This is a genomic window from Cupriavidus basilensis (assembly GCF_029335485.1).
GTDB classification, from domain to species: Bacteria; Pseudomonadota; Gammaproteobacteria; order Burkholderiales; family Burkholderiaceae; genus Cupriavidus; species Cupriavidus basilensis_E.
On the sequence record NZ_JARJLM010000531.1, the window covers coordinates 24,998 to 47,782 of the forward strand.

Genomic DNA, 22,785 nt, shown 5'->3' on the forward strand with positions numbered 1-22,785 from the left:
CCCAGCCCTCGACCTCGCGTCGATAAATCCTGTCCGCATGAAATTCCTGTTCGACCTGTTTCCGGTCATCCTGTTCTTCGTCGCCTTCAAGTTCCAGGGCATCTACGCCGCCACCGGGGTGGCCATCGCCGCCACGGTGGTGCAGATCGGCTGGGTCTGGCTGCGCCACCGCAAGGTCGAGCCGATGCAGTGGGTCAGCCTGGTGATCATCTCCGTGTTTGGCGGCGCCACGCTGCTGCTGCACAACGAGACCTTCATCAAGTGGAAGCCCACCGTGCTGTACTGGCTGTTTGCCGCCACGCTGACGCTGTCGGCACTGGTATGGCGCAAGAACCTGATCCGCGCCATGCTGGGCAAGCAGGTGACCATGCCGGACGCCGCCTGGAGCAAGCTCAACGCTGCCTGGGCCGCCTTCTTCGCCGTGATGGGCGTGGTCAACCTCTACGTGGCCTACCAGTTCTCCACCGACGCCTGGGTCAACTTCAAGCTGTTCGGCAGCATGGGCCTGATGCTGGTGTTCATCCTGGCGCAAAGCGTCTGGCTGTCGCGCCACATGCAGGAAAACACCACCGAGTAAGCCCGCCGGCGGGCCATGCCCGCCCCCGATCGACTGTCCGGCCCCGGCCGGATCTCCCACCAGGACACGCACAACCGCCGATGGCCGCCGAACCCGCACAAATCGAAGCCCTGCTGCGCGCAGCCCTCTCCCCCTCCAGTGTTACGGTGCGCGACGACAGCGCGCTGCACGCCGGCCACGCCGGTGCCGCCTCGGGTGGCGGGCACTATCACGTGACCATTGTCAGCGCGCAATTTGCCGGCAGTACCCGGGTGGCACGCCACCGCATGGTGTATGATGCGCTGCGCGATCTGTTCCCCGCACAAATTCACGCGCTGGCCGTGACCGCGCTGACCGACCAAGAACTTGAATCCCGCGAAACCTCCCGCGATTCCTCGAGCAACTCTCAGACCTGATTCCATGAAGACCACCGTCCTCTCGTTCAGCCTGGCGGCTGTGCTTGCCGCTGGCAGCTTGCCCGCCCTCGCCCAGAACGCCGCCGTCGTGAATGGCAAGGCGATCCCCTCGGCCAAGCTGGACAAGCTGATTGCCAGCACCGGCCAGCCTCCCAGCGCCGAGCTGCGCGACCGTGCCCGCACCATGCTGATCGACCGTGAGCTGCTGCTGCAGGAAGCCAACAAGCGGGGCCTGACCCAGCGCGACGACCTGCAGGAACAACTGGAACAGGCCAAGCTGAACGTGCTGGCCGGTGCGGTGTTCGAAGACTACGTCAAGACCCACGGCGCCAGCGACGACGAACTGCGCAAGCAGTACGAGAAGATCAAGTCCCAGTTCGGCAGCGGCAAGGAATACCACGCCCGCCACATCCTGGTGGAGAAAGAAGCCGACGCGCGCGCCATCATCGCCAAGATCAAGGCCGGCGCCAAGTTCGAGGACATGGCCAAGGCCTCGTCCAAGGACCCGGGCTCCGCGGCCAACGGCGGCGATCTCGACTGGGCCAACAGCAGCAGCTACGTGCCGGAATTCTCGGCGGCCATGACGGCCCTGAAGAAGGGCCAGATGACCGACACCCCGGTCAAGACCCAGTTCGGCTGGCACATCATCCAGCTCGACGACGTACGCGACGCCAAGATCCCCACGTTCGAAGAAGTCAAGCCGCAGCTGGTGCAAATGCTGATGGGCGACCAGAACTGGCAGCGCGAGCAGTTCCAGGCGATGATGAAGGCGCTCAAGGAAAAGGCCAAGATCCAGTAAGCTGGCTTGCGCTGCCCTGCGACAGGAAAACCGGCGCCGATGGCGCCGGTTTTGTTTTGGTGGCCCGTGGCGGCGGCACCAGGTGCCGGCAGCCGGAGCGAGCCCCCTCAACCGTTTGTTTGCTGCCTGCCGTCGCCATTTCAGACGGCTTTGGCGCATCCTGGCAGCGTCGCCATGCGCTGCGGGACGCTCCCTTCAGCCATCCCGCGCGCCCAGCGTAGCCAGGTAACCATGTGCCGCGCCGCGCAGCCGCCTCATCAGCCCGGGAAAATCGATCCCCTCCCCCTCATCGATGCAAGCATGCGAAATCAGGCCATAGACGATGGCCTGCAGCGTCACAGCGGCCTCTTCGACCACGGCGGCATGCGGCGCGTCGGCGGCGCCTAGCAGCGCCCGGCTCCACCGCGCCACGAATCGCCCATACATCTCCCGATACGCCGCGCGCCCCGAATGATGCCGCTCCAGCAGGTAGATCGGCCCCCAGCGCTCGGGCGTCTCCCTGTGGTGTTCCACATTGACGGAGATCAGCGCATCCACGATGTCCACGATGGGCTCGCCCCGGCGTTGCGCCAGGCATTCGTCCATCGCCAGCACGATGCGCTTGGCGCGCAGGTGCAGGCACACCCGCGCCAGTTCTTCCTTGCTGCCGAAGTACTCGTAGAAGGTACCCAGACCCACGCCGGCCAGGTCGACGATGGCGCGGATCGTCACCTGCGCGTAATCGTGCGCGGCCAAAAGCCGAACAAAGGCCTCCTGGATGGCCAGCGATGTCTGCCAGGAACGGGATTGCACCGGCCTGCGCCGCGGCTTTGCCGGGCCTTTCTGCTGTGGGTTCATGGTGCTCCGAAAGCCGAACATGCAGGCTGGGCATTGTATCTAGAATGATCTCTCGAATCTAACGGGCGACAACGGGGCGGCAACGAGCCCCGCCGGCCCGGCCCAAGGAGACAGCTCGCCATGCACGCTACCCACGCCATCACCAACCAGGTACCCGAACTCAAGGACTACAACCTCTTTACCAGCGATCCCGGTCTGCGCCGCGCTGTCGCGCGCGCCGGCGCGGACTGGAGCGAGGCGGAACTGGAGCGCCAGGGCGCGGTGCTTGGTGCCGAGGCAACCATCCGCCATGCCGAGGATGCCAACCGCTACCATCCCGAGCTGCACACGCACTCGCGCACCGGCGAGCGCATCGACCAGGTGCGCTTCCACCCGGGCTGGCACGAGATGATGACCATTGCGCGCAGGAGCGGGCTGGCCAACCTGCCGTTTGCCGACACGCGCCCCTCGGCCTGGCCCGCGTACGCGGCTTCGCTTTATATGCATTGCCAGATCGAGTCCGGCTCGCTCTGCCCCACCAATATGACCCAGGCCTGCATCCCGGTGCTGCGCAAGGAGCCCGCACTGTTCGCACAGTTCGGCGACAAGTTGCTGACCCAGGCCTACGATCCGCGCGATATCCCCATCGAGCACAAGCGCTCGATCAACGTCGGCATGGGCATGACCGAAAAGCAAGGCGGCTCCGACGTGCGCGCCAACACCACCCGCGCGGTGCCCAGCCGCGGCGAAGGGCGCGGCGCCGAGTACCTCATCACCGGTCACAAGTGGTTCTTCTCCTCGCCGATGTCGGATGCCCACCTGGTGCTGGCCAATACCGAAGCCGGCTCCTCCTGCTTCTTCGTGCCGCGCTGGCGGCCGGACGGCAACAAGAACCCGATCGAGATCCAGCGCCTCAAGGACAAGGTCGGCAACCGCTCCAACTCCAGCAGCGAAGTGGAATTCCGCGAAGCCTGGGGCGTCATGGTGGGCGAGGAAGGCCGCGGCATTCCCACCATCCTGGAGATGGCCACCTATAGCCGCCTGAACTGCTCGCTGTCCAGTGCGGGCTTCCTGCGCCATGCGCTGGTGCAGTCCCTGCACTACGCGCGCCATCGCAGCGCCTTCGGCAAGCCGCTGATCCGCCAGCCGCTGATGGTCAGGCTGCTGGCCGACATGGCGCTGGAAAGCGAAGCCGCAATGCTGCTCGCCATGGATCTCGCCACCGCCTTCGAAGCCACCGACGATCCCGCCCGGCTGGCCTGGCGCCGCATCCTCACGCCCGCTTCCAAATTCTGGATCTGCAAGCGCGCGGTCGAGATGACCGGCGAAGCCATGGAAGTCTTCGGCGGCAACGGCTATGTGGAGGACGGCCCGATGGGCCGCTTGTTCCGCGAAGCGCCCGTCAACTCGATCTGGGAGGGCTCGGGCAATGTGATGTGCCTGGACGTGCTGCGCGCCATTGGCCGCAACCCCGAGGATTACCTGCGCGTACTGGAACAGATGAGCACCGTCGGCGCGGGCGAGCCGCGTATCCAGGCCAGCGTGGCCGCGCTGCGCGCGGCACTGCGCCTGCCTGAAGACGAACAGCAGGCCGAGGCCCGCCGCACCACCACGCGGCTGGTGCTCACGGCCCAGGCCTGCCTGATGCTCCAGCACGCCGACGCGGCCACCGCGCAGGCTTTCATTGCCAGCCGTTTCGACCCGGATTGGGGCGCGGTGATGGGGATCAGCGCGGGCAACGGCGACGCCGCGCGCCTGCTGGAGCTGGCCTGGGCCGCCTGAAGCCGGGCCACCGCCACCCATCCGCCATCCACTGGAAAGAACGCCGCGTCCACGCGGCTTGGGGAGACACACCTTGCATCTGGTTTCCATGCTGGAAGCGTCCGCGCGCAACCATCCGGACAAGGCGATGCTGCGCTACCAGGGGCGCAGCATCGGCTATGCCGAGTTCAGCGACCTGTCCCGCCGCGCCGCCACGGTGCTGCATGCGCACGGCGTGCGTGCGGGCGGCCGCGTGGCGCTGATGTGCCTGAACACGCCAGGCTTCCTGGCCGCCATGTTCGGCGCGCTGCGCCTGGGCGCGGTGGTGGTGCCCGTCAACCACAAGCTGCAGGCGCCCGAGGTGGAATACATCGTGGGGCATGCGGGCATCAGGGCCTGTGTCCATGACGCCAGCCTGGCACCGGTGCTGGCACGCGTGCCCGGCGACTTCGCGCGGCTGGCCACCGGCGGCGAATGCGCCGGCACGCCCTCGTTCGATACGCTGGCAAGCGTTGCCGAGCCCTGGCCGGCGGCGCCCGCCCAAGGCGATGCGCGGGACGAGAACGTACTGGCGGAGATCCTCTACACATCCGGTACCACCGGCAAGCCCAAGGGCTGCCTGCACTCGCACCGCAACGTCTTTGCCGCCGCGCTGGCGACCGCCGCGGGCATGGCCATCGGCCACGACGAGCGCATGCTGATCGCCATGCCGATCTGGCACGCCTCGCCGCTGAACAACTGGACCATGGCCACGCTGCTGATGGGTGGCACGGTGGTGCTGCTGCGCGAGTACCAGCCCGCGGCCTTCCTGCAGATCATCGAGGACGAGGCGGTTACCGCCACCTTCTGCGCGCCCATCGCGCTGCTGGCGCCGCTGCACGCGGTGCCCGATTTCCGCCGCTACCGGCTGGGCTCCATGCGCAAGTGGATCTACGGCGGCGGCCCCATCGGCGCGGAACAGGCCCGCCTGCTGATCGAAGCCTATGGTTCGCCCAACTTCATCCAGGTCTACGGCATGTCGGAGACCGGGCCGCTCGGCACGGCGCTGTACGCCGGCGACGCGCTCGAGCGGGCCGGCTCGATCGGCCGCATCGGCATGCCGGGCGTGCAGTTGCGGGTCCGCTCGGCCGACGGCAGCCCCACCCTGCCCGGCCAGGTCGGAGAGATCCAGATGCGCTCGGTGGCGTTGATGCAGGGCTACCTGGACGATCCCGCCGCCAGCCGCGCCGCGCTGGGCGCCGACGGCTGGTACGGCAGCGGCGACCTGGCCCGGCTCGACGACGCGGGCTTCCTCTACATCGTCGACCGCAGCAAGGATGTCATCATCACCGGCGGTGAAAACGTCTACTCGAAGGAAGTCGAAGACGCGCTCGCGGCGCACCCCCTGGTACAGGACGTGGCCGTGGTAGGCAGGCCCCATCCGGAATGGGGCGAGACGGTGGCGGCATGCATCGTCCCAAAACCTGGCCAGGATCCCGCCATGCTCGCGGACGAGGACTTCCGCGCGCTGCGCGACTTCCTCGCGCCGCGCCTGGCGCGCTACAAGATCCCGCGCCTGTTCGAGATCCACGCCACACTGCCGCGCACGCCCAGCGGCAAGCTGATGAAGCATGTGCTGCGCGCGGGCCGGGCGGCGGGTCCCTCGCCCTGAGCGGCCCGCTGCCACGCCGTCACGCCGCGCACAGCTCCAGCAACTGCTCGTCGCGAAAGCCCCACTGCGCGGGATCCTCGAAGCCAACCACGGTGTCTTCGGCCCGGCTCAGGTCGAGCGTTTCCGCGTTCAGGTGGGTGGCCTCGCTGACCGAGTAGAACACCTTGACGCGCGGGCGCAGCGGCTCGTTGTCGTTCTGCGCGAACACCACGGCCAGCCGCCCGGAGCGCAGCCGCAGCACGGTGCCCAGCGGGTAGATGCCGATCGAACGGGTAAAGCCCTGGAACACCGTGCGGTCGAACAGCGTATCCACCCGCACCGCCATGTACTCGAGCGCCCGCGCCGGCGTCCAGGCTTCGTGCCCGGGGCGGCTGGAGGTCAGCGAATCATAGGTGTCGCATACCGCCGCGATCTTGGCATGGATGCTGATCTCGTGCCCGTGCAGGCCGAAGGGATAGCCGCGCCCGTCGATCCGCTCGTGGTGGTGCACGCAGACATCCAGCGGGATATTGCTATAGAGCCTGGCCTCGTTGAGAACGCGGTAGCCGGCGGAAGGGTGGCGCTGCACCATCTCCACCTCGGCTGCGCTCAGCTCGCCCTGCTTGTGCAGCACCTGCGCGGGAACCGCGATCTTGCCGATATCGTGCACCAGTCCCGCCAGCCCGAGCTGCTGCACCTCGCCATGGCCCAGCCCAAGGGTGCGCCCGAGCGCTATCATCAGCGCGCAAACGGCGAAGGAGTGCAGATAGGTGTAGTCGTCCCGGACCTTCAGCCGTGCCAGCGCGATCAGGGCCTGCGAATGACGCGTGAGGGAATTGGATACGGAGTCGACCAGCATCAGGGCGCCTTCCACCTCCAGCGCGCGGCCCATGCGGGCGTCGGTGAACATCGAGCCGACCACCGTCTTGCCGTTCTTCAGCACCTCCCGGGCCAGCCCGAACTCCACCTCCAGCGGTACCGCCGATTGCGGCACCGCGCCAACCGGCTCGTCGGGCACCGGCCTGACCGCCAGCGAACCGGACGTGGCCAGTGGCGTGGTGACGGGCATGCCGTGGCCCTTGAGCAGGTCGATCCATACCTCGTCGACCTTGGAGGCCACGATCTGGTCGATCTGCTCCTGGCTGCTAACCAGGAAACGCGAACGCCAGAACGGGTGATCGATCCACGGTCCGCCCAGCCGGGCCACGAACATTCCGACTTGTAGCTGTTGGGTCCTGATCCGTTTCAGCATGCCAGCTCCTCGCGTCCCCATGTAAGGATTGAATAGGGCGTGGCCGCTTAACGGCAGGGGGCGGGAGAACTTTAGGCACCCCGCGCAAGACGGCGGGAACGCTGCCTGCAAATGGACTCGTCCGGATACCGCGGCGGCGTCTGCGCGAGAGCGCTCATGCCTGGCTCATCGCGCTTTGCCCCGGCCCTTGCCTTTGCCGCCGGCGGCCTTCTCCGAAGCCGGCTCGGCAATGCGCTTCGGCATGGCCTCCCTCTCTCCGGCCTGCGCCGATTTCATGAAACTGCTCTCGCTGGTCATCACGCCCACGATCCGGGCAAGCTGCCGGCTCAGGCTGATATAGGCGTGCCCCTGGCCGGCATCGAAATACAGCGAATCGCCGCGCGCCAGGTGCACCATCTCGCCGTTGTCGAAATGGACCTCGATCTCGCCGGAGAGTACGTAGACGAATTCCTCGCCGGGATGGCGCGCGAAGTCCTCGGGCCCCGCGATGCGGCGTGCATGGACCGTGCTGACAACCGGGATCATCTGCTTTCCCACCGCCTCGGTGCCGAGGAACTCATAGGAAAACGACGTTCCACGGTAAGTCACGCCCTCGCCTGCCCGCGTCACCACCGGCCCCTGGAACGGCGCAGGCTGCACCCCGGCGCCCGCGAACATCGAGCCCATGTCCATCTGCAGCGCCCGGCCCAGCGCAGCGAAATTCTCATAGCCAAGCGCAAGTTGCCCGCGTTCGGCACGCGAGATGGTAGTGATCGACACGCCCGACAACGCCGCCAGATGCGCGAGCGTCCAGCCGAAGCCCTTGCGCGCGCTGCGCAGGCGCTTGCCGAAGGTCTCCCGATCGAGCGTGCGGGATTCGTCGCTGTCGCCACCCTCCTCGCCCTTGCGCCCTGGACCGATCTGTGTTTTCAAGCGTGCTTCCATTTTTTGCCGTTGGACGGGATGCGAGGATCGGATGCTATCAGCCGGCCACATCGGGAACAACCCTGATGAAGCGCACTCTAGACCAGAATTTGCGCATTCGCAATTTGCATATTCGCAAATTCTTAAATACACTCAGTCCCATTCCAAAGCAGGCGGGCCCATGAGTCCGCCGAGCCCCGCCGCTTCCATGCGCATGGTCTTCGCCGCTTGCCGGTAACCGGTGGCTGCATCGCCAGCGCATCCGTCGCACCGGGCCGGGCGGCGGAGCCGGAACGCTTCGCCAGATACCTCAGCGTCTCCCCCCAACCTCCACACACAGGAGTTCACCATCGTGCGTGTCTTCAGTGCTTCCCTCGCTACCGAAACCAACACCTTCGGCCCGATGCCCACCGGCCTTGCCTCGTTCCGGGATCGCGGCTACTTCCCGGCCGGGCAGCATCCGGACCAGATGACGTTCTTCTCGGGACCGCTGTGGGCCGCACGGATGCGCGGCAAGGAGCGCGGCTGGCAATTGCTCGAGGGTCTGGTGGCCGGCGCGCAGCCCAGCGGCACCACCACCCGCCACGCCTACGAAACCCTGCGCGAGGAACTGCTGGCGGACCTGCGCGCCGCGCTGCCGGTCGATATGGTGCTGCTGGGCCTGCACGGCGCGATGGTGGCGGATGGCTATGACGACTGCGAGGGCGACCTGCTGCGGCGGGTGCGCGCCATCGTCGGCCCCGCAGTGGTGATTGGCGCGGAGCTGGATCCGCACAGCCACCTGACGCCGGACATGGTGAACCACGCCGACCTGCTGATCGCGTTCAAGGAATACCCGCATACCGACGTGCTGGAGCGCGCCCTGGAGCTGGTCGACCTGTGCGCGGCCAAGGTGGAGGGCAAGATCCGGCCGGTGGCCTCGGTGGTCGACTGCGAGATGATCGTCACCGTCCACACCTCGCGCGAACCGGCGCGCGGCTTCGTCGACCGCATCCAGGCGCTGGAAGGCCGGGACGGCGTGCTGTCGGTCTCCATCGCGCATGGCTTCTCCTGGGGAGACGTGCCCGAGATGGGCACCAAGGTGCTGGTCTACACTGACGGCGACCAGGCCAAGGCCAATGCGCTGGCCCGCCGGCTGGCGGACGAACTCATCGGCATGCGCGAGGCGCTCGCGGTACGCTACCCCGATATCGACACCGCGCTGGACGAGGCGCTGGCCTTCGACGGCGGCCCGGTGGTGCTGGCCGATGGCGCCGACAACCCGGGCGGCGGCGCGGCCAGCGATTCCACCTTTATCCTGCGGCGCATGATCGAGCGCGGCATCGGCAGCGCCGCGGTGGGCCCGCTCTGGGACCCGATCGCGGTGCGCATCGCCTTCGATGCCGGCGCCGGCGCGCGCCTGGCCATGCGCATCGGCGGCAAGATCAGCCCGCTTTCGGGCGATCCGCTGGACCTGGACTGCACGGTCAAGGCGCTGCGGGCCGACATGGTCATGACCGGCCTGTCGAACACGCCGGTGCAGATGGGCGACTGCGCGCTGGTGGAAGCAGGCGGCATCGAGATCGTGCTGATCACCCTGCGCAACCAGGCCATGGGCACGGACCTCTTCACACAGCTGGGCTGCGACCTCGCGCGCAAGAAGATCGTCGTGGTCAAGTCCTCGCAGCACTTCTATGCGTCCTTCTCGAAGGTGGCGAAACACGTGATCTACGCGGGGGCGCCCGGCGCCGTGACGCTCGACCTGTCGACCCTGCCCTATCGCAAGGTCCGCCGGCCCAAATGGCCGCTCGACGGCGCCGCGGCCTGAGCGCCGCCCGCCGGTTCGATATCACAACGACAACAACGGAGACCTGCAGATGAAACCGAATCGCTCCCTGCTAGCGGCCCTCGCCGCGAGCGCCCTTGTCCTCGCCGGCGCCAGCTTCCCCGTCCTGGCGCAGACCAAGACGCTGAAGGTCGTGGCGCACGCCGACCTGAAGATCCTCGACCCGACCTTCACCACCGCCTACATCACGCGCAATTTCGGCTACATGGTCTACGACACGCTGTTCGCGCAGGATGCGAATGGCAGGCCGCAACCCCAGATGGTGGAGAAGTACAGCAGTTCGAAGGACGGCAAGCAGTGGAGCTTCACCTTGCGGCCCGGCCTCAAGTTCTCGGACGGCAGCCCCGTCACCGCCGCCGACGCCGTCGCCTCGCTGCAGCGCTGGGGCGCGCGCGACAACCTCGGCCGCGCCATGGGCGACGCCGGTGCCGAATGGAAGGCAGTGGACGCGCGCAGCTTCACGCTCTCGCTCGCACAGCCCTTCGGCATGGTGCTCGACGCGCTGGCCAAGCCGTCGGGCTTCCCACCGGTGATCCTGCCCGAGCGCCTGGCCAGGATGCCCGCCACCTCGCCGCTGCCCGAGGTGCTGGGTTCCGGCCCCTTCATCTTCAAGCGCGACGAATGGGTGCCAGGCAACAAGGCAGTGTTCGTGCGCAACCCGAACTACGTGGCGCGCAGCGAGCCGCCCAGCGGTCTCGCAGGCAGCAAGAAGAGCCATTTCGACCGCGTCGAATGGCTCTACCTGCCGGACGCCAACAGCGCCATCGCGGCGCTCAAGCGCGGCGAGGTCGACGTGATCGAACAGGTGCCGCCGGACTATATCGCCCCGCTGCGCGCCGACACCGGCATCAAGATCGGCTCGGGCGGCGCCTACCAGGGCGTGCTGGTGATGAACCAGCTGCATCCGCCCTTCAACAATCCCAAGGTGCGCCAGGCCTTCCTGCAGGCAGTGAGCCAGGACCGTTTCACCGCCGCCATGGGCTACCCGCTCGACATGCGCATGCCCTACTGCGCCACCTATTTCATCTGCGGCGGCCCCAACGCGACCACCGCCGGCGCCGAGCCCTACCGCAAGGCCGACATCGCCCGCGCCAAGCAATTGCTTGGCGCATCCGGCTACAAGGGCGAAAAGGTGGTGCTGCTGGTGCCGACCGACGTGCCCCAGCTCAACGCCGAGGCCCTGATGGCGGCGCAGACCATGCGCAGCATGGGCATGAACGTGGACATGCAGAACATGGACTGGGCCTCGATCGGCGCGCGCCGCGCCAAGCGCGATGCGCCCGAGGCCGGCGGCTGGAATATGTATGTGACGGTCGCGGGAGAGTTCGACTCGAATTCGCCGGTCACCAATGCCTATCTCAGCGCCGCCTGCGGCGGCAGCCTGCCCGGCTGGCCTTGCGACAAGCCGCTCGACGAACTGCGCACCGCCTGGATCCGCGAGACCGTGCCGGCCAAGCGCAAGGAATTGCTCGAGGCCTTCCAGAAACGCGCCTACGAGGCGGTGCCCTATGTGAACGCGGGTCAGTATTCGGCCGCCTTCGCGGCACGCGCCAGCCTGAAGGGCGTGGACAAGCTGTGGGCCGGCATGCCCACGGTGTGGATGCTCGACAAGTAAGACAAGAAAAACAGGACCACCGACCGAGGCGACACGACGACATGGGCTATTTTCTCCGACGCTTGGCCGCGACGCTCCCCGTGATGGCAGTGGTGGCCGTCGTGGTATTCCTGCTGATCCACCTGACGCCGGGCGACCCCGCGGCATTGATCGCCGGCGACCTCGCGACCGCCGACGACATCGCCAGGCTGCGCGGGGCGCTGGGCCTGGACCGGCCGCTCTGGCAGCAGTTCACGCTATGGCTCGGCAGGCTCGCGACCGGCGATCTCGGCACCTCGATCTTCACCCAGGTGCCGGTCGCCGAGTTGCTGGCGCAGCGGCTGGAACCGACTGCCTCCATCGCCGCGCTGACCATGCTGCTGACCCTGCTGGTAGCGGTGCCGCTGGGCACGCTGGCGGCCTACCGCGCCGGCACCTGGGTGGACCGGCTGGTGATGCTGTTCGCGGTGCTGGCCTTTTCGCTGCCGGTGTTCCTGGTCGGCTACCTGCTGGTCTATGCCTTCGCCATCCAGCTGCCGTGGTTCCCGGTACAGGGATACGCGCGCTTTGCCGACGGCATCGGCCAATGGCTGCGCAGCCTGGTGCTGCCCTGCGTCAACCTCGCCATGGTCTATATCGCGCTGGTGACCCGCATGACGCGCGCCACCGTGCTCGAGGTGTTGCACGAGGACTACATCCGCACCGCGCGCGCCAAGGGCCTGGGCGTGCTGCCGGTGCTGGGCCACGCGCTGCGCAACGCCGCCATCCCGATCGCCACCACGGTCGGCATCGGCATCGCGCTGCTGATCGGCGGCGTGGTCGTCACCGAGACCGTCTTCGCCATTCCTGGCGTCGGCCGCCTGGTGATCGATTCCGTGCAGCGCCACGATTACCCCGTGATCCAGAGCGTGCTGCTGATCTCGGCCGGCGTCTACGTGCTGATCAACCTGTTGATCGACCTGAGCTACGGCCTGTTCGACCCGCGCATCAAGTATTGAAATCGAACCTTCATTGAACCTTCCGTCGCCCCCGGGCGCTTTCATCATGCCGACCTCCCTGCCCGCGACCGATGCCGCTGCCACCGCGGCGACGCCGGACGATGCCCCCTTCGTGCTGCCGCGCTGGCGCTGGGTGCGCAAGCATCCCACGCTGATCGTCGGCGCGCTGCTGCTGATCGTGATCGCCGCGCTGTCCATCGGCGCCCCCTGGATCGCCTCCATCGATCCCCAGGACATCGACCCGCTGGCGCGCATGCAGCCGCCCTCGGCCGAGCACTGGTTCGGCACCGACGCGCTGGGCCGCGACGTGTTCAGCCGCGCGCTCTGGGGCGGACGCGTATCGATGATCGTCGGCCTCTCGGTCGGCCTGCTGGCGACCGCGCTCGGCGTGCTGCTCGGGCTCACCGCGGGCTTCGTGCGCTGGGCCGATTCCTTCGTGATGCGGGTGATGGACGGCTTGATGGCGATCCCCGGCATCCTGCTGGCGATCGCGCTGATGGCGGTCACGCAGGCCAGCCTCACGGCCGTGATCGTGGCCATCACCATCCCCGAAGTGCCGCGCGTGGTGCGGCTGGTGCGCTCGCTCGCGCTCACGCTGCGCGAGCAGCTCTTTGTCGAGGCGGCGCATGCGGTCGGCACCCGCCTGCCGGTGATCCTGGTGCGCCACGTGCTGCCCAATATGGTGGCGCCGCTGATCGTGCAGGCCACCTTCGTGTCGGCGGCGGCCGTGCTGACCGAAGCAGCGCTGTCCTTTCTCGGCGTCGGGGTTCCGGCGCAGACGCCGAGCTGGGGCAATATGATGGCCGAGGGCCGCAACTTCGTCGCCGTGGCCTTCCACATCATCCTCTACCCCGGCATCCTGCTGGCCGCGACGGTGCTGGCGATCAACCTGCTGGGCGACGGACTGCGCGACGCGCTCGATCCGCGCCTGGCACGGCAACTCTGAACCCCGGGAGCCACACCATGACCCTGCCCCGCGTTGCCCTGGCCACCGGCGAGCCGCTGCTCGAAGTCGACGATCTCCACACCCATTTCGACACGCTCACCGGCCCCGCCCGTTCCGTCAATGGCGTCTCCTACACCGTGCGCGCCGGCCAGACTCTCGGCGTGGTAGGCGAGTCCGGCTGCGGCAAGAGCGTGACGGCCCTGTCGATCATGCGGCTGCTGCCGACACCGCCGGCGCGCATCCGCGGTGCCGTGCGGCTGCGCGGCACCGACCTGCTGCAACTCAGCGAGCGCGAGATGCGCCGCATCCGCGGCAACCGCATCTCGATGATCTTCCAGGAGCCGATGACCTCCCTGAACCCGGTGCTGACCATCGGCCGGCAGATCGCCGAGACGGTGCAGGTGCACCAGGGCGCGAGCCGGGCCGAAGCGCTCGGGCGCGCGGTGGAAATGCTGCGCCTGGTGCAGATCCCCGAGCCCGAGCGCCGCGTCCACGAGTACCCGCACCAGCTCTCGGGCGGCATGCGGCAACGCGTGATGATCGCGCTGGCGCTGGCATGCAACCCGGAGGTGCTGATCGCCGACGAGCCGACCACCGCGCTCGACGTGACCATCCAGGCCCAGATACTGGACCTGATCCGCCGGCTGCAGAAGGAACTCGGCATGGGCGTGGTGATGATCACGCACGATCTCGGCGTGGTGGCGGAGAGCTGCGACCGCGTGATCGTGATGTACGCCGGCCGCAAGGTCGAGGAGGCCGGCGTGATGGCGCTCTTCGACCGTCCGCTGCACCCGTACACCCGCGCGCTGATGGCCTCGATGCCGTCGATGAATACCAGCAGCCAGCGGCTCGCCGAAATCCCCGGACTGGTGCCCTCGCCGCAGGAGGCGCACCGCGGCTGCCCGTTTGCGGCCCGCTGCCGGCATGCCGACGCACGCTGCCACAGCAATATCCCGCCACTCACGCGGCACGGCGGCGACCACCTCGTGGCCTGCTTCGCGGTGGAAGCATCCCGCATCGAACCCGAACAGGAAGCCATCGCATGAACACCGCAACCGCCACCGCAGCGCCCGCGCCCCTGCTCCGGGTCGAACGGCTCAAGAAGCACTACACCGCGCCGCAGCGCTGGCTGACGCCGCGCAAGCCCCCCATCCAGGCCGTGGACGGCGTCTCCTTCACCGTGACGCGCGGCGAGACGCTCTCGCTGGTGGGCGAATCCGGCTGCGGCAAGACCACCACCGCCAAATCGGTGCTGCGCCTGGTCGAGCCCAGCTCGGGCTCGGTACAGCTCGACGGCGAAGAACTGCTGGGCCTTTCGGCGCACGCCATGCGGCTGCGCCGGCGCGACCTGCAGATCATCTTCCAGGATCCCTATGCCTCGCTGAGCCCGCGCCTGACGGCCGGCGAGATCGTCGCCGAGCCGCTGCGCAACTTCGGCATGCACTCGCGCGCGGAACGCGCCGAGCGCGTGCAGTGGCTGTTCGGCAAGGTCGGCTTGCGGCCCGAAGCGGTCAAGAAGTATCCGCACGAGTTCTCCGGCGGCCAGCGGCAGCGCCTGGGCATCGCGCGCGCGCTCGCTCTCAACCCCAAGCTGATCGTCTGCGACGAGCCGGTGTCGGCGCTCGACGTCTCGGTGCAGGCGCAGGTGGTCAACCTGCTGATGGACCTGCAGGCCGAGTTCGGCATCGCCTACCTGTTCGTCGCGCACGATCTTGCGGTGGTGCGCCATATCAGCCATCGCGTCGCCGTGATGTACCTCGGCCAGATCGTCGAACTGGCGGACCGCGACGCCTTGTTCTCTGCGCCGCTCCACCCGTACACCGAAATCCTGCTTTCCGCCGTGCCGGTGCCCGACCCGCGCACGCCAGCCCGGCGCCTGCTGCTGCAGGGCGATCCGCCGAGCCCGGCCAACCCGCCTGCGGGCTGCCGCTTCCATACGCGCTGCCCGCTTGCGCAGGCCGTATGCAAGGAGCAGGCGCCCGAGCTTGCCGGACGGCCCTCGGCTTCGGGCGGCAGCCACCAGGTGGCCTGCCACTTCCGCTGAGCGGCTGACCCTGATCGCAACTTCGCGACCTTACGACCTCGCAACATCACGATCACGAAAGGAAAGGAATCCCATGCCAGGCAACGCTTCCACCCACTACGACCTGCTGATCGCCGGCGGTACCGTGATCGACGGCACCAAGGCGCCGCGCTTCAGCGCCGATATCGGCGTGAGCGGCGGCCGCATCGCGGCAATCGGCGATCTGGCCGGCCATACGGCCGAGCGCACGCTTGACGCCACGGACCGCATCGTCGCCCCCGGCTTTATCGATGCGCACACGCACGACGACCAGGCCGTGCTGTCGCAGGCCACCATGCCCTTCAAGATCTCGCAGGGCGTCACCACCGTGATCGCCGGCAACTGCGGCATCAGCGCCGCGCCGCTGCGCGCCGACATGGACCTGCCGATGCCGCTGAGCCTGATCGACGCGCCGGCCGAAGGCCGCTTCACCACCTTCGCGGCTTATCTCGATGCGCTGCGCGCCGCGCCGAGCTCGGTCAATGTGGCCGCCATGGTCGGCCATTCGACGCTGCGCGCGGTCACCATGCCGGCGCTCGACCGCGCCGCCAGCGCCGAAGAGATCGCCGCCATGCAGGCGCTGGTGGAGGAAGCCATGCAGGCCGGCGCGATCGGCCTGTCGACCGGCACCTTCTACCCGCCCGCCGCCAAGGCGACGACCGAGGAGATCATCGCGGTGTGCCGGCCGTTGAGCGCGCGCAAGGCGCTCTACGTGACGCATATGCGCGACGAGTCCGACCAGGTGATGCAGTCGCTGGAAGAAACCTTCCGCATCGGCCGCGAACTCGACGTGCCGGTGGTGGTGTCGCACCACAAGGTACAGAACACGGCCAACTTCGGCAGGAGCCAGGTCACGCTGCCCTTCATCCGGGAGACCATGCGGCACCAGTGCGTCTCGCTCGACTGCTACCCGTACACGGCCGGCTCGACCATGATCCGCGCCGACCGCGGCATGCTGGAAGGCCGGGTGCTGATCTCCGCCAGCCAGCCGCATCCGGAATGCGCGGGCCGCGACCTCGACGATATCGCCCGGGAATGGGGCGTCCCCAAGGACGAGGCCGCGCGCCGCCTGCAACCGGGCAGCGCGGTCTATTTCCTGATGGACGAGAACGACGTGCAGCGCATCCTCGCCTTCGACGAGACCATGATCGGCTCGGACGGCATTCCGGTTGGCGAAAGCCCGCATCCGCGCCTGTGGGGCACCTTCCCGCGCGTACTGGGCCACTACTGCCGCGAGATCGGCCTGTTCCCGCTGGAAACGGCGGTCTGGAAGATGACTGGCCTCACGGCACGCAATTTCGGCCTGCACCAGCGCGGCACGCTCGCAGTGGGCCACCACGCCGACATCGCCATCTTCGATGCCGCGACCGTGCGCGACGCCGCCAGCTATGAGACGCCCACCCGCCCGGCCGAGGGCATCGACACCGTGATCGTCAATGGCGCCATCACCTGGCGGCACGGCACACATAGCGGCGCGCGCAACGGGCAGGTCATCACCCGGCAAGGAACGGCCGTCTCCTGAGCGGCGGTAACGGCGCCGGCACGCCTATTTGCGGACCGCGGCCACCGCCTTGATTTCGATCACGAATTCAGGGCGGGCGAGCGACGCCACCCCCAGGATCGTCCAGGCGGGAAAGTCGGACCGGATGAACTGCGCCTTGACGGCACGGAAATCGGCAAGCTGTTCGGCCGGGTTGACGTGATAGGACACCAGTTCCACCAGATCGGTGAAGCCGAGCCCGAGATGCCCGAGAATGGCTTCCAGGCGTTCGAACGCCACCTGGATCTGCTCCCTGGGCGTTACGGGAATGGAGCCGTCCGGGCGGATGCCGACCTGTCCGGCAATAAAGGCCAGTCCGTTGGCAGTGACGGCGGGGGAATACTGGAAGAGGTCGAAAACCTTGTTGCTGCCGAAAACGGGATCGTTCTCGGGGAGACGAAGACGGTCGATCTGGCTCATTGACGATCCTTGACAGCATTTCCATGACAGTTGCGGGCCCGTTCCGCGTCATGCCCACGCATCCATGTGCGTTACGGGTGGCAAGCACAGGCGATTATGCCAGCGTTGCCGCGACCGCCCCGCACCCCGCCATCACCCGCCAGCCGGCTTGTCAAGCCGCCCAAATAGCCAGCCGGCGCCCTCGGGCATTCGCCCCCCTCCCCGGCCGCGCGGCTACAATGGCACGCCACACGCTTGCCGGTCACACAATGTCCACAACGTACACGCTCGTCGGTATCGCTCGCGCCAAGGCCCACCGCCGTGAGGTCCTGGGAGCCAAGCTCGCCGCGCTGCGCTTGCGCGGCGCCATGGAGCCGGGCTGCCTGCGCTACCACGTGGGGGAAGACGCCGAGGATGCCGAAGTCTTCGTGCTTTACATGGAATGGAATTCCAGGCACGCGCTCGAATCGCACCTCAACAGCGAATACGTGCGTGACTTTCACGCCACTCGCCAGGAATTCCTCGAAGGCGATATCAATTTCCGGTGGTTGAACGCGGCCTGACGTCGCTGCGCAATCTGCCGCCCCAGCAAGCAACTCAAAAAACACTTTCAATTGCAGCCGAGCCCAACTCCACCCGGGCTTCCGGCCCCGGCTTGTCATTCCCCCAATGCCGATCTATCACTTTGAGTAACGCTCCAGTGCGTAAGGAGCGCAATACTCGGAGTGCATCATGGACCTCAGGGACGGATTCGTCGGTACCGTCGGCCATACGCCGTTGATCCGGCTGGCAGGACTAAGCGCCGAGACCGGCTGCGAGATCCTCGGCAAGGCGGAATTCCTCAATCCGGGCGGATCGGTCAAGGACCGGGCGGCGCTTTACATCATCCGCGACGCCGAGCGGCGCGGCGTGCTCAAGCCCGGTGGCACGGTGGTGGAAGGCACCGCCGGCAATACCGGTATCGGCCTGGCGCATATCTGCGCGGCGCGGGGTTACCGCTGCATCGTGGTCATACCCGATACCCAGTCGCCTGAAAAAATGGACCGCCTGCGCCTGCTGGGGGCCGAGGTACGGCCGGTGCCGGCAGCCCCCTACGCGGATCCCGACAACTACCAGAAAGTGGCGGGCCGCCTGGCCAAGGTGACCGAGAACGCCATCTGGGCGAACCAGTTCGATAACCTGGCCAACCGCCAGGCCCACTACGAAACCACCGGCCCCGAGATCTGGCATGACACCGCGGGCAAGGTCGATGCCTTTGTCTGCTCAACCGGCACCGGCGGCACGCTGGCGGGCGTCGCGCGCTTCCTGAAGGAGCGGGAACGCAATCCGCCCGTCCGCATCGTGCTGGCCGACCCGCACGGCAGCGGGCTCTATCAGTTCGTCAAGCACCATGTGGTCAAGGCGGAGGGCAACTCCATCACCGAAGGCATCGGCTCCAGCCGGGTCACCGCCAACCTGGCGGACACGCCGATCGACGATGCGGTACGAATCGACGACCAGACCTGCGTCGACATGGTTTACCGGCTGTTGCGCGAGGAAGGCCTGTGGGTGGGCGGCTCGTCAGGCATCAACGTAGCGGCCGCAGCGTGGCTGGCCCGCGAGATGGGGCCCGGCCACACCATCGTCACGCTGCTTTGCGACCGCGGCGACCTGTATGCCGGGCGCCTGTTCAATGCGGTCTGGCTGGCCGCCAAGGGGCTGGTGCCGCGGCAGGCACCGCCCGTCGGGGCGCGGCACTGAGCGCCGCCCTGGCTGCTGGCTAACCCGCCCCTTTCAGGCGCCGCCACAATGTGGTGCTGCTGATGCCGAGTTGGTGACAGGCGGCGGCACGGTTGCCGCCGCATTCGGCCAGCACGCGCCGGATATGCTCGGCCTGGCTGGCGCGCGCGACGCCCGCCAGCGAGCCCGCTGCCGGCTCGCCGTGGCCATCCCTTGCTGCCATCCCCCGTGGGCCGCCTTGCCCGGGCGCCGGCTCGCCAGCCGGTTCCGTGCCGAACAGCTCCGGCGCCGCGGCCTGCAGTTCCGCGAGCAGGTCGCGCGGGACCAGCCTGCGGCCTGCCACCAGCACGGCGATGCGCTCGGTCACGTTCTCCAGTTCGCGGATATTGCCTGGCCAGGCATAGCCCGACAGCCTTGCCCGCACGGCCTGCGGCAGCGGCTGCGGCGCCGGCTGGCCCAACCGTTCCTGGGCCCGCCGGTACAGCAGTTCGGCCAGCTCGGGCAGATCGCCGGCACGCTCGCGCAGCGGCGGCATCTCGATGCGCAGGATGTTGAGGCGATAGTAAAGATCCTGGCGGAAGCTGCCCTGGCGCACCAGTTCGCCAAGATCGCGGTGGGTGGCGGCGATTACCCTCACATTGACCGGCACCGCGTCCAGCCCGCCGATCGGCAACACCTGCTTTTCCTGCAGCACGCGCAGCAGGCGGGTCTGCAAGGCAGGCGGCATATCGCCGACTTCATCCAGGAACAGCGTGCCGTTGTGCGCGGATTCGAACAGGCCGGCCTTGCCGCCACGGCGCGCGCCGGTGAAGGCGCCCTCCTCGTAGCCGAATAGTTCGCTTTCCAGCAGGGTTTCGGGAAAGGCCGCGCAATTGACCGCGACGAAAGGGAAAACCCGGCGCGGGCTGGCATCGTGCATGCCCTGGGCCAGCACTTCCTTGCCCGTGCCGCTTTCGCCGCCCACCAGCACCGTGGAGTCCACTGCCGCGTAGCGCCGTGCCAGCTCGCGCAGCTGGTGCATGGCGGGAGAGGCGCCGGCCAGGTCGTCCAGGCTGTAGCGCACCCCCGCCGGCCGCGCGCGGCTGCGCGAGCGCAGGTTGCGGTCGACCCGGTGGATGGCATTGGCATCCTGCAGGGTGAGCACGGCGCCGGCAGTGCCGGTCTCGGTCACGATGGGAATACGGTTGACCACCACCATTTTGTCGCCGAGCTTGTGGATGGCCTCCAGTTCCTTGCTACCGCTTTGCATCACGCCGTCCAGGGACAGCGCCGGCGCCAGCGTCTGCAGCTTGCGGCCCAGCGCGGCGGCCGGCGCGGTACCGAGGAAACGTTCCATGGCCGGGTTATAGGTCTGGATGCGCCCTTCCGAGTCGACCGCGGCCACGCCTTCGTTGAGGTGGGCCAGGATGGTATTGACGTAGTCGCGCCGGGCGGACTCGATACGGCGCAGGCGGGCCGCTTCGATCGCATCCTCCAGCGCGCCCCGCACCGAATTGCCCGAGTACAGGAACACGCCGATCAGGCCGATCCGGTCGGCCAGGTCGGTCACCATGCCGGGCCCTACCACCACCTGGACGCCTTCCTGCTTGAGGGCTTTCACGCGCGCCGCGGCATCGTCCTCGGTCAGGTAGGTGTAGGCCGGAACCGACAGCGAGAAGGCCCGCACGAACTCGTCCACCTCCGGATAGACCGCGGCATGGGTCACCAGCGCCACCTTCGGCGAGATGCGCCTTGCCGTGGCCAGCGCGCTCATCACATCGAACCCGGTCACCTTGACCAACACCACCGGCACGTCCACGTGCTGGCGCAGATAGGCGCCGTTGGAGCCACCCGCGACCACGGCATCGAGCCGGCCCTCGCGGGCTTCGCGGGCGATGGCGCTGGCGGCAGCCGCATAGCCCTTGCCCACGATGCGGAATTCGGCCTGGGCCGCATAGCCGGGGATCAGGTCGGCGAAAGCGCGCGACAGGCGGCTGATACCGATCGCCCAGATGCGCGGGCGGGCGGCATTGACAGTGACAGGCGCATTGAGGGGCGCTGGAAGGCCGAGCGTCATGGCAGCGAAAAAAACGGTGCGGAGGCCTGGGGAAGGCTAATCTTGCCATTATGCGCGCCGGCTGCCTGCATTTCAATTTTGAAATACGTAATTTCATTATTGAAATGCAACACATGAGCAAAAAACATCACCAGATTTCGTGACTGAAGCCTGAGAATCGCCGCCAGACCAAGCCCGACAAGGGCTGACTGCCTGCCGGGCGGTCGCCGTGAAAGCCTGGATGTACGTCCTGCGCGCCCTGGCATACCCTTTGCGCTTACCAGCCGTCCACTCCTAAAGCGAAGATCATGACCTTCTCCACCTCCGACCTCGCCCGCTCCGCCGGCGCCCGCTTCCGCCAGGCCCTGGCCGACGAACACCCCCTGCAGGTGGTCGGCACCATCAATGCCAACCATGCCCTGCTGGCCAAGCGCGCCGGCTACCGCGCGATCTACCTGTCGGGCGGCGGCGTGGCCGCGGGCTCGCTGGGCCTGCCGGACCTGGGCATTTCCAACCTGGACGACGTGCTGACCGATATCCGCCGCATCACCGACGTGTGCGACGTGCCGCTGCTGGTGGACGTCGACACCGGCTTCGGCGCCTCGGCCTTCAACGTGGCGCGCACCACCAAATCGCTGATCAAGTTCGGCGCGGGCGCAATGCATATCGAAGACCAGGTCGGCGCCAAGCGCTGCGGCCACCGCCCCGGCAAGGAAATCGTCTCGCAAGGCGAAATGGTGGACCGCATCAAGGCTGCCGTCGATGCCCGCACCGACGAAAACTTCGTGATCATGGCGCGCACCGACGCGTTGGCCGTGGAAGGCCTGGACAAGGCCATCGAGCGCGCCGTGGCGTGCGTGGAAGCCGGCGCCGACGCGATCTTCCCCGAAGCCATGACCGACCTCGCCATGTACCGCAAGTTCGTGGAAGCGGTGAAGGTGCCGGTGCTGGCCAATATCACCGAATTTGGCGCCACGCCACTGTTCACCCGCGATGAACTGGGCAGTGCCGGCGTGTCGATGATCCTGTACCCGCTGTCGGCCTTCCGTGCGATGAACAAGGCTGCCGAAAACGTGTACGCTGCGATACGCCGCGACGGCACGCAGCAGAATGTGGTCGACACCATGCAGACCCGCGCCGAACTGTACGAAAGCATCGGCTATCACGCCTTTGAGCAAAAACTGGATGCCCTGTTCGCCCAGGGCAAGGCCAAGTAAGCGCGGCGGCCCGACGGCCATCACGTCCGCAACCACGTATCAAGCCAAGTCAGTCAGCACAGCATCCCCAAGGAGACTCCCTCATGTCCGAAGCGCAACCGCTAGCCGCCCCGAAGCCGAAGAAATCCGTCGCCCTGTCGGGCGTGACCGCCGGCAATACCGCCCTGTGCACGGTCGGCCGTACCGGCAACGACCTGCACTACCGCGGCTACGACATCCTCGACATCGCCGAGACCTGCGAGTTTGAAGAGATCGCCCACCTGCTGGTGCACGGCAAGCTCCCCACCCGCGCCGAACTGGCCGCCTACAAGGCCAAG

Annotated in this window: 22 protein-coding genes; 16 read left to right on the plus strand and 6 right to left on the minus strand. The window is 67.5% G+C overall.

Translation table 11 applies throughout. The features are described from left to right. The first annotated feature begins 37 nt into the window (after positions 1 to 37). From P3W85_RS32775 to P3W85_RS32785, 3 genes are all read left to right on the plus strand, one after another. Positions 38 to 577, plus strand: a complete 540-nt coding sequence (locus P3W85_RS32775) for a septation protein A (RefSeq protein ID WP_017227912.1) — start codon at positions 38 to 40, stop codon at positions 575 to 577. A gap of 80 nt (positions 578 to 657) precedes the next feature. Then, on the plus strand, positions 658 to 972 hold the full coding sequence (locus P3W85_RS32780; protein WP_276267820.1) for a BolA family protein: 315 nt from the start codon (positions 658 to 660) through the stop codon (positions 970 to 972). 4 nt (positions 973 to 976) lie between these two features. Then, positions 977 to 1,771 carry a peptidylprolyl isomerase gene (locus tag P3W85_RS32785; RefSeq protein WP_017227910.1) on the plus strand — a complete coding sequence of 265 codons (795 nt, stop codon included), beginning with the start codon at positions 977 to 979 and terminating at the stop codon, positions 1,769 to 1,771. A 195-nt stretch (positions 1,772 to 1,966) separates the two neighbouring features. On the opposite strand, the gene P3W85_RS32790 is transcribed toward P3W85_RS32785, so the two are convergent. Then, positions 1,967 to 2,608, minus strand: coding sequence for a TetR/AcrR family transcriptional regulator (locus P3W85_RS32790; protein WP_276267821.1), 642 nt, complete (start codon positions 2,606 to 2,608; stop codon positions 1,967 to 1,969). Positions 2,609 to 2,728: 120 nt separating this feature from the next. On the opposite strand from P3W85_RS32790, the gene P3W85_RS32795 reads away from it, so the two are divergent. Both P3W85_RS32795 and P3W85_RS32800 read left to right on the plus strand, forming a co-directional pair. Then, a complete protein-coding gene (locus P3W85_RS32795; RefSeq protein WP_276267822.1) occupies positions 2,729 to 4,369 on the plus strand; it encodes an acyl-CoA dehydrogenase family protein in 1,641 nt (546 codons plus the stop codon). A 73-nt stretch (positions 4,370 to 4,442) separates the two neighbouring features. Then, on the plus strand, positions 4,443 to 5,999 hold the full coding sequence (locus P3W85_RS32800; protein WP_276267823.1) for a class I adenylate-forming enzyme family protein: 1,557 nt from the start codon (positions 4,443 to 4,445) through the stop codon (positions 5,997 to 5,999). Between the two features lie 19 nt (positions 6,000 to 6,018). On the opposite strand, the gene P3W85_RS32805 is transcribed toward P3W85_RS32800, so the two are convergent. Together P3W85_RS32805 and P3W85_RS32810 are read right to left on the minus strand one after the other, a co-directional pair. Then, on the minus strand, positions 6,019 to 7,230 hold the full coding sequence (locus P3W85_RS32805) for an HD-GYP domain-containing protein (protein ID WP_276267824.1): 1,212 nt from the start codon (positions 7,228 to 7,230) through the stop codon (positions 6,019 to 6,021). A gap of 165 nt (positions 7,231 to 7,395) precedes the next feature. Further along, the gene (locus P3W85_RS32810; RefSeq protein ID WP_276267825.1) at positions 7,396 to 8,142 is read right to left on the minus strand and encodes a helix-turn-helix domain-containing protein; all 747 of its coding nucleotides are present in this window, start codon (positions 8,140 to 8,142) and stop codon (positions 7,396 to 7,398) included. A 343-nt stretch (positions 8,143 to 8,485) separates the two neighbouring features. On the opposite strand from P3W85_RS32810, the gene P3W85_RS32815 reads away from it, so the two are divergent. The 7 genes from P3W85_RS32815 (at position 8,486) to P3W85_RS32845 (ending at position 17,080) form a co-directional block, all read left to right on the plus strand. Further along, positions 8,486 to 9,940, plus strand: a complete 1,455-nt coding sequence (locus P3W85_RS32815) for a M81 family metallopeptidase (RefSeq protein WP_276267826.1) — start codon at positions 8,486 to 8,488, stop codon at positions 9,938 to 9,940. A 49-nt stretch (positions 9,941 to 9,989) separates the two neighbouring features. Beyond that, positions 9,990 to 11,573, plus strand: coding sequence for an ABC transporter substrate-binding protein (locus P3W85_RS32820; protein WP_276267827.1), 1,584 nt, complete (start codon positions 9,990 to 9,992; stop codon positions 11,571 to 11,573). A gap of 41 nt (positions 11,574 to 11,614) precedes the next feature. Continuing rightward, the gene (locus P3W85_RS32825; RefSeq protein ID WP_276267828.1) at positions 11,615 to 12,550 is read left to right on the plus strand and encodes an ABC transporter permease; all 936 of its coding nucleotides are present in this window, start codon (positions 11,615 to 11,617) and stop codon (positions 12,548 to 12,550) included. Between the two features lie 46 nt (positions 12,551 to 12,596). Beyond that, entirely contained in the window at positions 12,597 to 13,496 is a 900-nt protein-coding gene (locus P3W85_RS32830) for an ABC transporter permease (RefSeq protein ID WP_276267829.1), read from the plus strand. 17 nt (positions 13,497 to 13,513) lie between these two features. Next, on the plus strand, positions 13,514 to 14,542 hold the full coding sequence (locus tag P3W85_RS32835; protein WP_276267830.1) for an ABC transporter ATP-binding protein: 1,029 nt from the start codon (positions 13,514 to 13,516) through the stop codon (positions 14,540 to 14,542). Continuing rightward, positions 14,539 to 15,540, plus strand: coding sequence for an ABC transporter ATP-binding protein (locus tag P3W85_RS32840; protein WP_276267831.1), 1,002 nt, complete (start codon positions 14,539 to 14,541; stop codon positions 15,538 to 15,540). Before P3W85_RS32835 ends, P3W85_RS32840 begins: the two co-directional genes overlap by 4 nt. A 73-nt stretch (positions 15,541 to 15,613) precedes the next feature. Next, positions 15,614 to 17,080 (plus strand): N-acyl-D-amino-acid deacylase family protein, encoded by a 1,467-nt coding sequence (locus P3W85_RS32845; RefSeq protein ID WP_276267832.1) that lies wholly within the window; start codon positions 15,614 to 15,616, stop codon positions 17,078 to 17,080. A 24-nt stretch (positions 17,081 to 17,104) separates the two neighbouring features. Here P3W85_RS32845 and P3W85_RS32850 read toward each other — a convergent pair whose 3' ends face one another. Then, complete coding sequence (locus tag P3W85_RS32850) at positions 17,105 to 17,518, minus strand: RidA family protein (RefSeq protein ID WP_017227671.1); 414 nt, start codon at positions 17,516 to 17,518, stop codon at positions 17,105 to 17,107. Between the two features lie 248 nt (positions 17,519 to 17,766). Between P3W85_RS32850 and P3W85_RS32855 the strand changes: the two genes are divergently transcribed. Beyond that, on the plus strand, positions 17,767 to 18,060 hold the full coding sequence (locus tag P3W85_RS32855; protein ID WP_017227670.1) for a putative quinol monooxygenase: 294 nt from the start codon (positions 17,767 to 17,769) through the stop codon (positions 18,058 to 18,060). Between the two features lie 169 nt (positions 18,061 to 18,229). After that, a complete protein-coding gene (locus P3W85_RS32860) occupies positions 18,230 to 19,237 on the plus strand; it encodes a cysteine synthase A (protein ID WP_017227669.1) in 1,008 nt (335 codons plus the stop codon). Positions 19,238 to 19,256: 19 nt separating this feature from the next. Here the strand turns inward: P3W85_RS32860 and prpR are convergent, their stop codons facing one another. Then, entirely contained in the window at positions 19,257 to 21,272 is a 2,016-nt protein-coding gene (gene prpR / locus P3W85_RS32865; protein ID WP_276267833.1) for a propionate catabolism operon regulatory protein PrpR, read from the minus strand. Then, positions 21,269 to 21,517, minus strand: coding sequence for a hypothetical protein (locus tag P3W85_RS32870; RefSeq protein WP_276267834.1), 249 nt, complete (start codon positions 21,515 to 21,517; stop codon positions 21,269 to 21,271). The genes prpR and P3W85_RS32870 overlap by 4 nt, the downstream gene beginning before the upstream one ends. Before the next feature lie 42 nt (positions 21,518 to 21,559). On the opposite strand from P3W85_RS32870, the gene prpB reads away from it, so the two are divergent. Together prpB and P3W85_RS32880 are read left to right on the plus strand one after the other, a co-directional pair. Beyond that, positions 21,560 to 22,468 (plus strand): methylisocitrate lyase, encoded by a 909-nt coding sequence (gene prpB, locus P3W85_RS32875; RefSeq protein WP_017229720.1) that lies wholly within the window; start codon positions 21,560 to 21,562, stop codon positions 22,466 to 22,468. Positions 22,469 to 22,551: 83 nt separating this feature from the next. Next, positions 22,552 to 22,785, plus strand: a 234-nt coding sequence (locus P3W85_RS32880; RefSeq protein WP_276267835.1) for a citrate/2-methylcitrate synthase, incomplete at its 3' end; no start/stop codon positions are given.

Excerpts from the sequence above, each read along its gene's own strand:
- P3W85_RS32775 (WP_017227912.1), top strand. The coding sequence starts at position 38 with ATGAAATTCCTGTTCGACCTGTTTCCGGTCATCCTGTTCTTCGTCGCC.
- P3W85_RS32780 (WP_276267820.1), top strand. The coding sequence starts at position 658 with ATGGCCGCCGAACCCGCACAAATCGAAGCCCTGCTGCGCGCAGCCCTC.
- P3W85_RS32785 (WP_017227910.1), top strand. The coding sequence starts at position 977 with ATGAAGACCACCGTCCTCTCGTTCAGCCTGGCGGCTGTGCTTGCCGCT.
- P3W85_RS32790 (WP_276267821.1), bottom strand. The coding sequence starts at position 2,608 with ATGAACCCACAGCAGAAAGGCCCGGCAAAGCCGCGGCGCAGGCCGGTG.
- P3W85_RS32795 (WP_276267822.1), top strand. The coding sequence starts at position 2,729 with ATGCACGCTACCCACGCCATCACCAACCAGGTACCCGAACTCAAGGAC.
- P3W85_RS32805 (WP_276267824.1), bottom strand. The coding sequence starts at position 7,230 with ATGCTGAAACGGATCAGGACCCAACAGCTACAAGTCGGAATGTTCGTG.
- P3W85_RS32820 (WP_276267827.1), top strand. The coding sequence starts at position 9,990 with ATGAAACCGAATCGCTCCCTGCTAGCGGCCCTCGCCGCGAGCGCCCTT.
- P3W85_RS32825 (WP_276267828.1), top strand. The coding sequence starts at position 11,615 with ATGGGCTATTTTCTCCGACGCTTGGCCGCGACGCTCCCCGTGATGGCA.
- P3W85_RS32830 (WP_276267829.1), top strand. The coding sequence starts at position 12,597 with ATGCCGACCTCCCTGCCCGCGACCGATGCCGCTGCCACCGCGGCGACG.
- P3W85_RS32835 (WP_276267830.1), top strand. The coding sequence starts at position 13,514 with ATGACCCTGCCCCGCGTTGCCCTGGCCACCGGCGAGCCGCTGCTCGAA.
- P3W85_RS32840 (WP_276267831.1), top strand. The coding sequence starts at position 14,539 with ATGAACACCGCAACCGCCACCGCAGCGCCCGCGCCCCTGCTCCGGGTC.
- P3W85_RS32845 (WP_276267832.1), top strand. The coding sequence starts at position 15,614 with ATGCCAGGCAACGCTTCCACCCACTACGACCTGCTGATCGCCGGCGGT.
- P3W85_RS32850 (WP_017227671.1), bottom strand. The coding sequence starts at position 17,518 with ATGAGCCAGATCGACCGTCTTCGTCTCCCCGAGAACGATCCCGTTTTC.
- P3W85_RS32855 (WP_017227670.1), top strand. The coding sequence starts at position 17,767 with ATGTCCACAACGTACACGCTCGTCGGTATCGCTCGCGCCAAGGCCCAC.
- P3W85_RS32860 (WP_017227669.1), top strand. The coding sequence starts at position 18,230 with ATGGACCTCAGGGACGGATTCGTCGGTACCGTCGGCCATACGCCGTTG.
- prpR (WP_276267833.1), bottom strand. The coding sequence starts at position 21,272 with ATGACGCTCGGCCTTCCAGCGCCCCTCAATGCGCCTGTCACTGTCAAT.
- P3W85_RS32870 (WP_276267834.1), bottom strand. The coding sequence starts at position 21,517 with ATGCCAGGGCGCGCAGGACGTACATCCAGGCTTTCACGGCGACCGCCC.
- prpB (WP_017229720.1), top strand. The coding sequence starts at position 21,560 with ATGACCTTCTCCACCTCCGACCTCGCCCGCTCCGCCGGCGCCCGCTTC.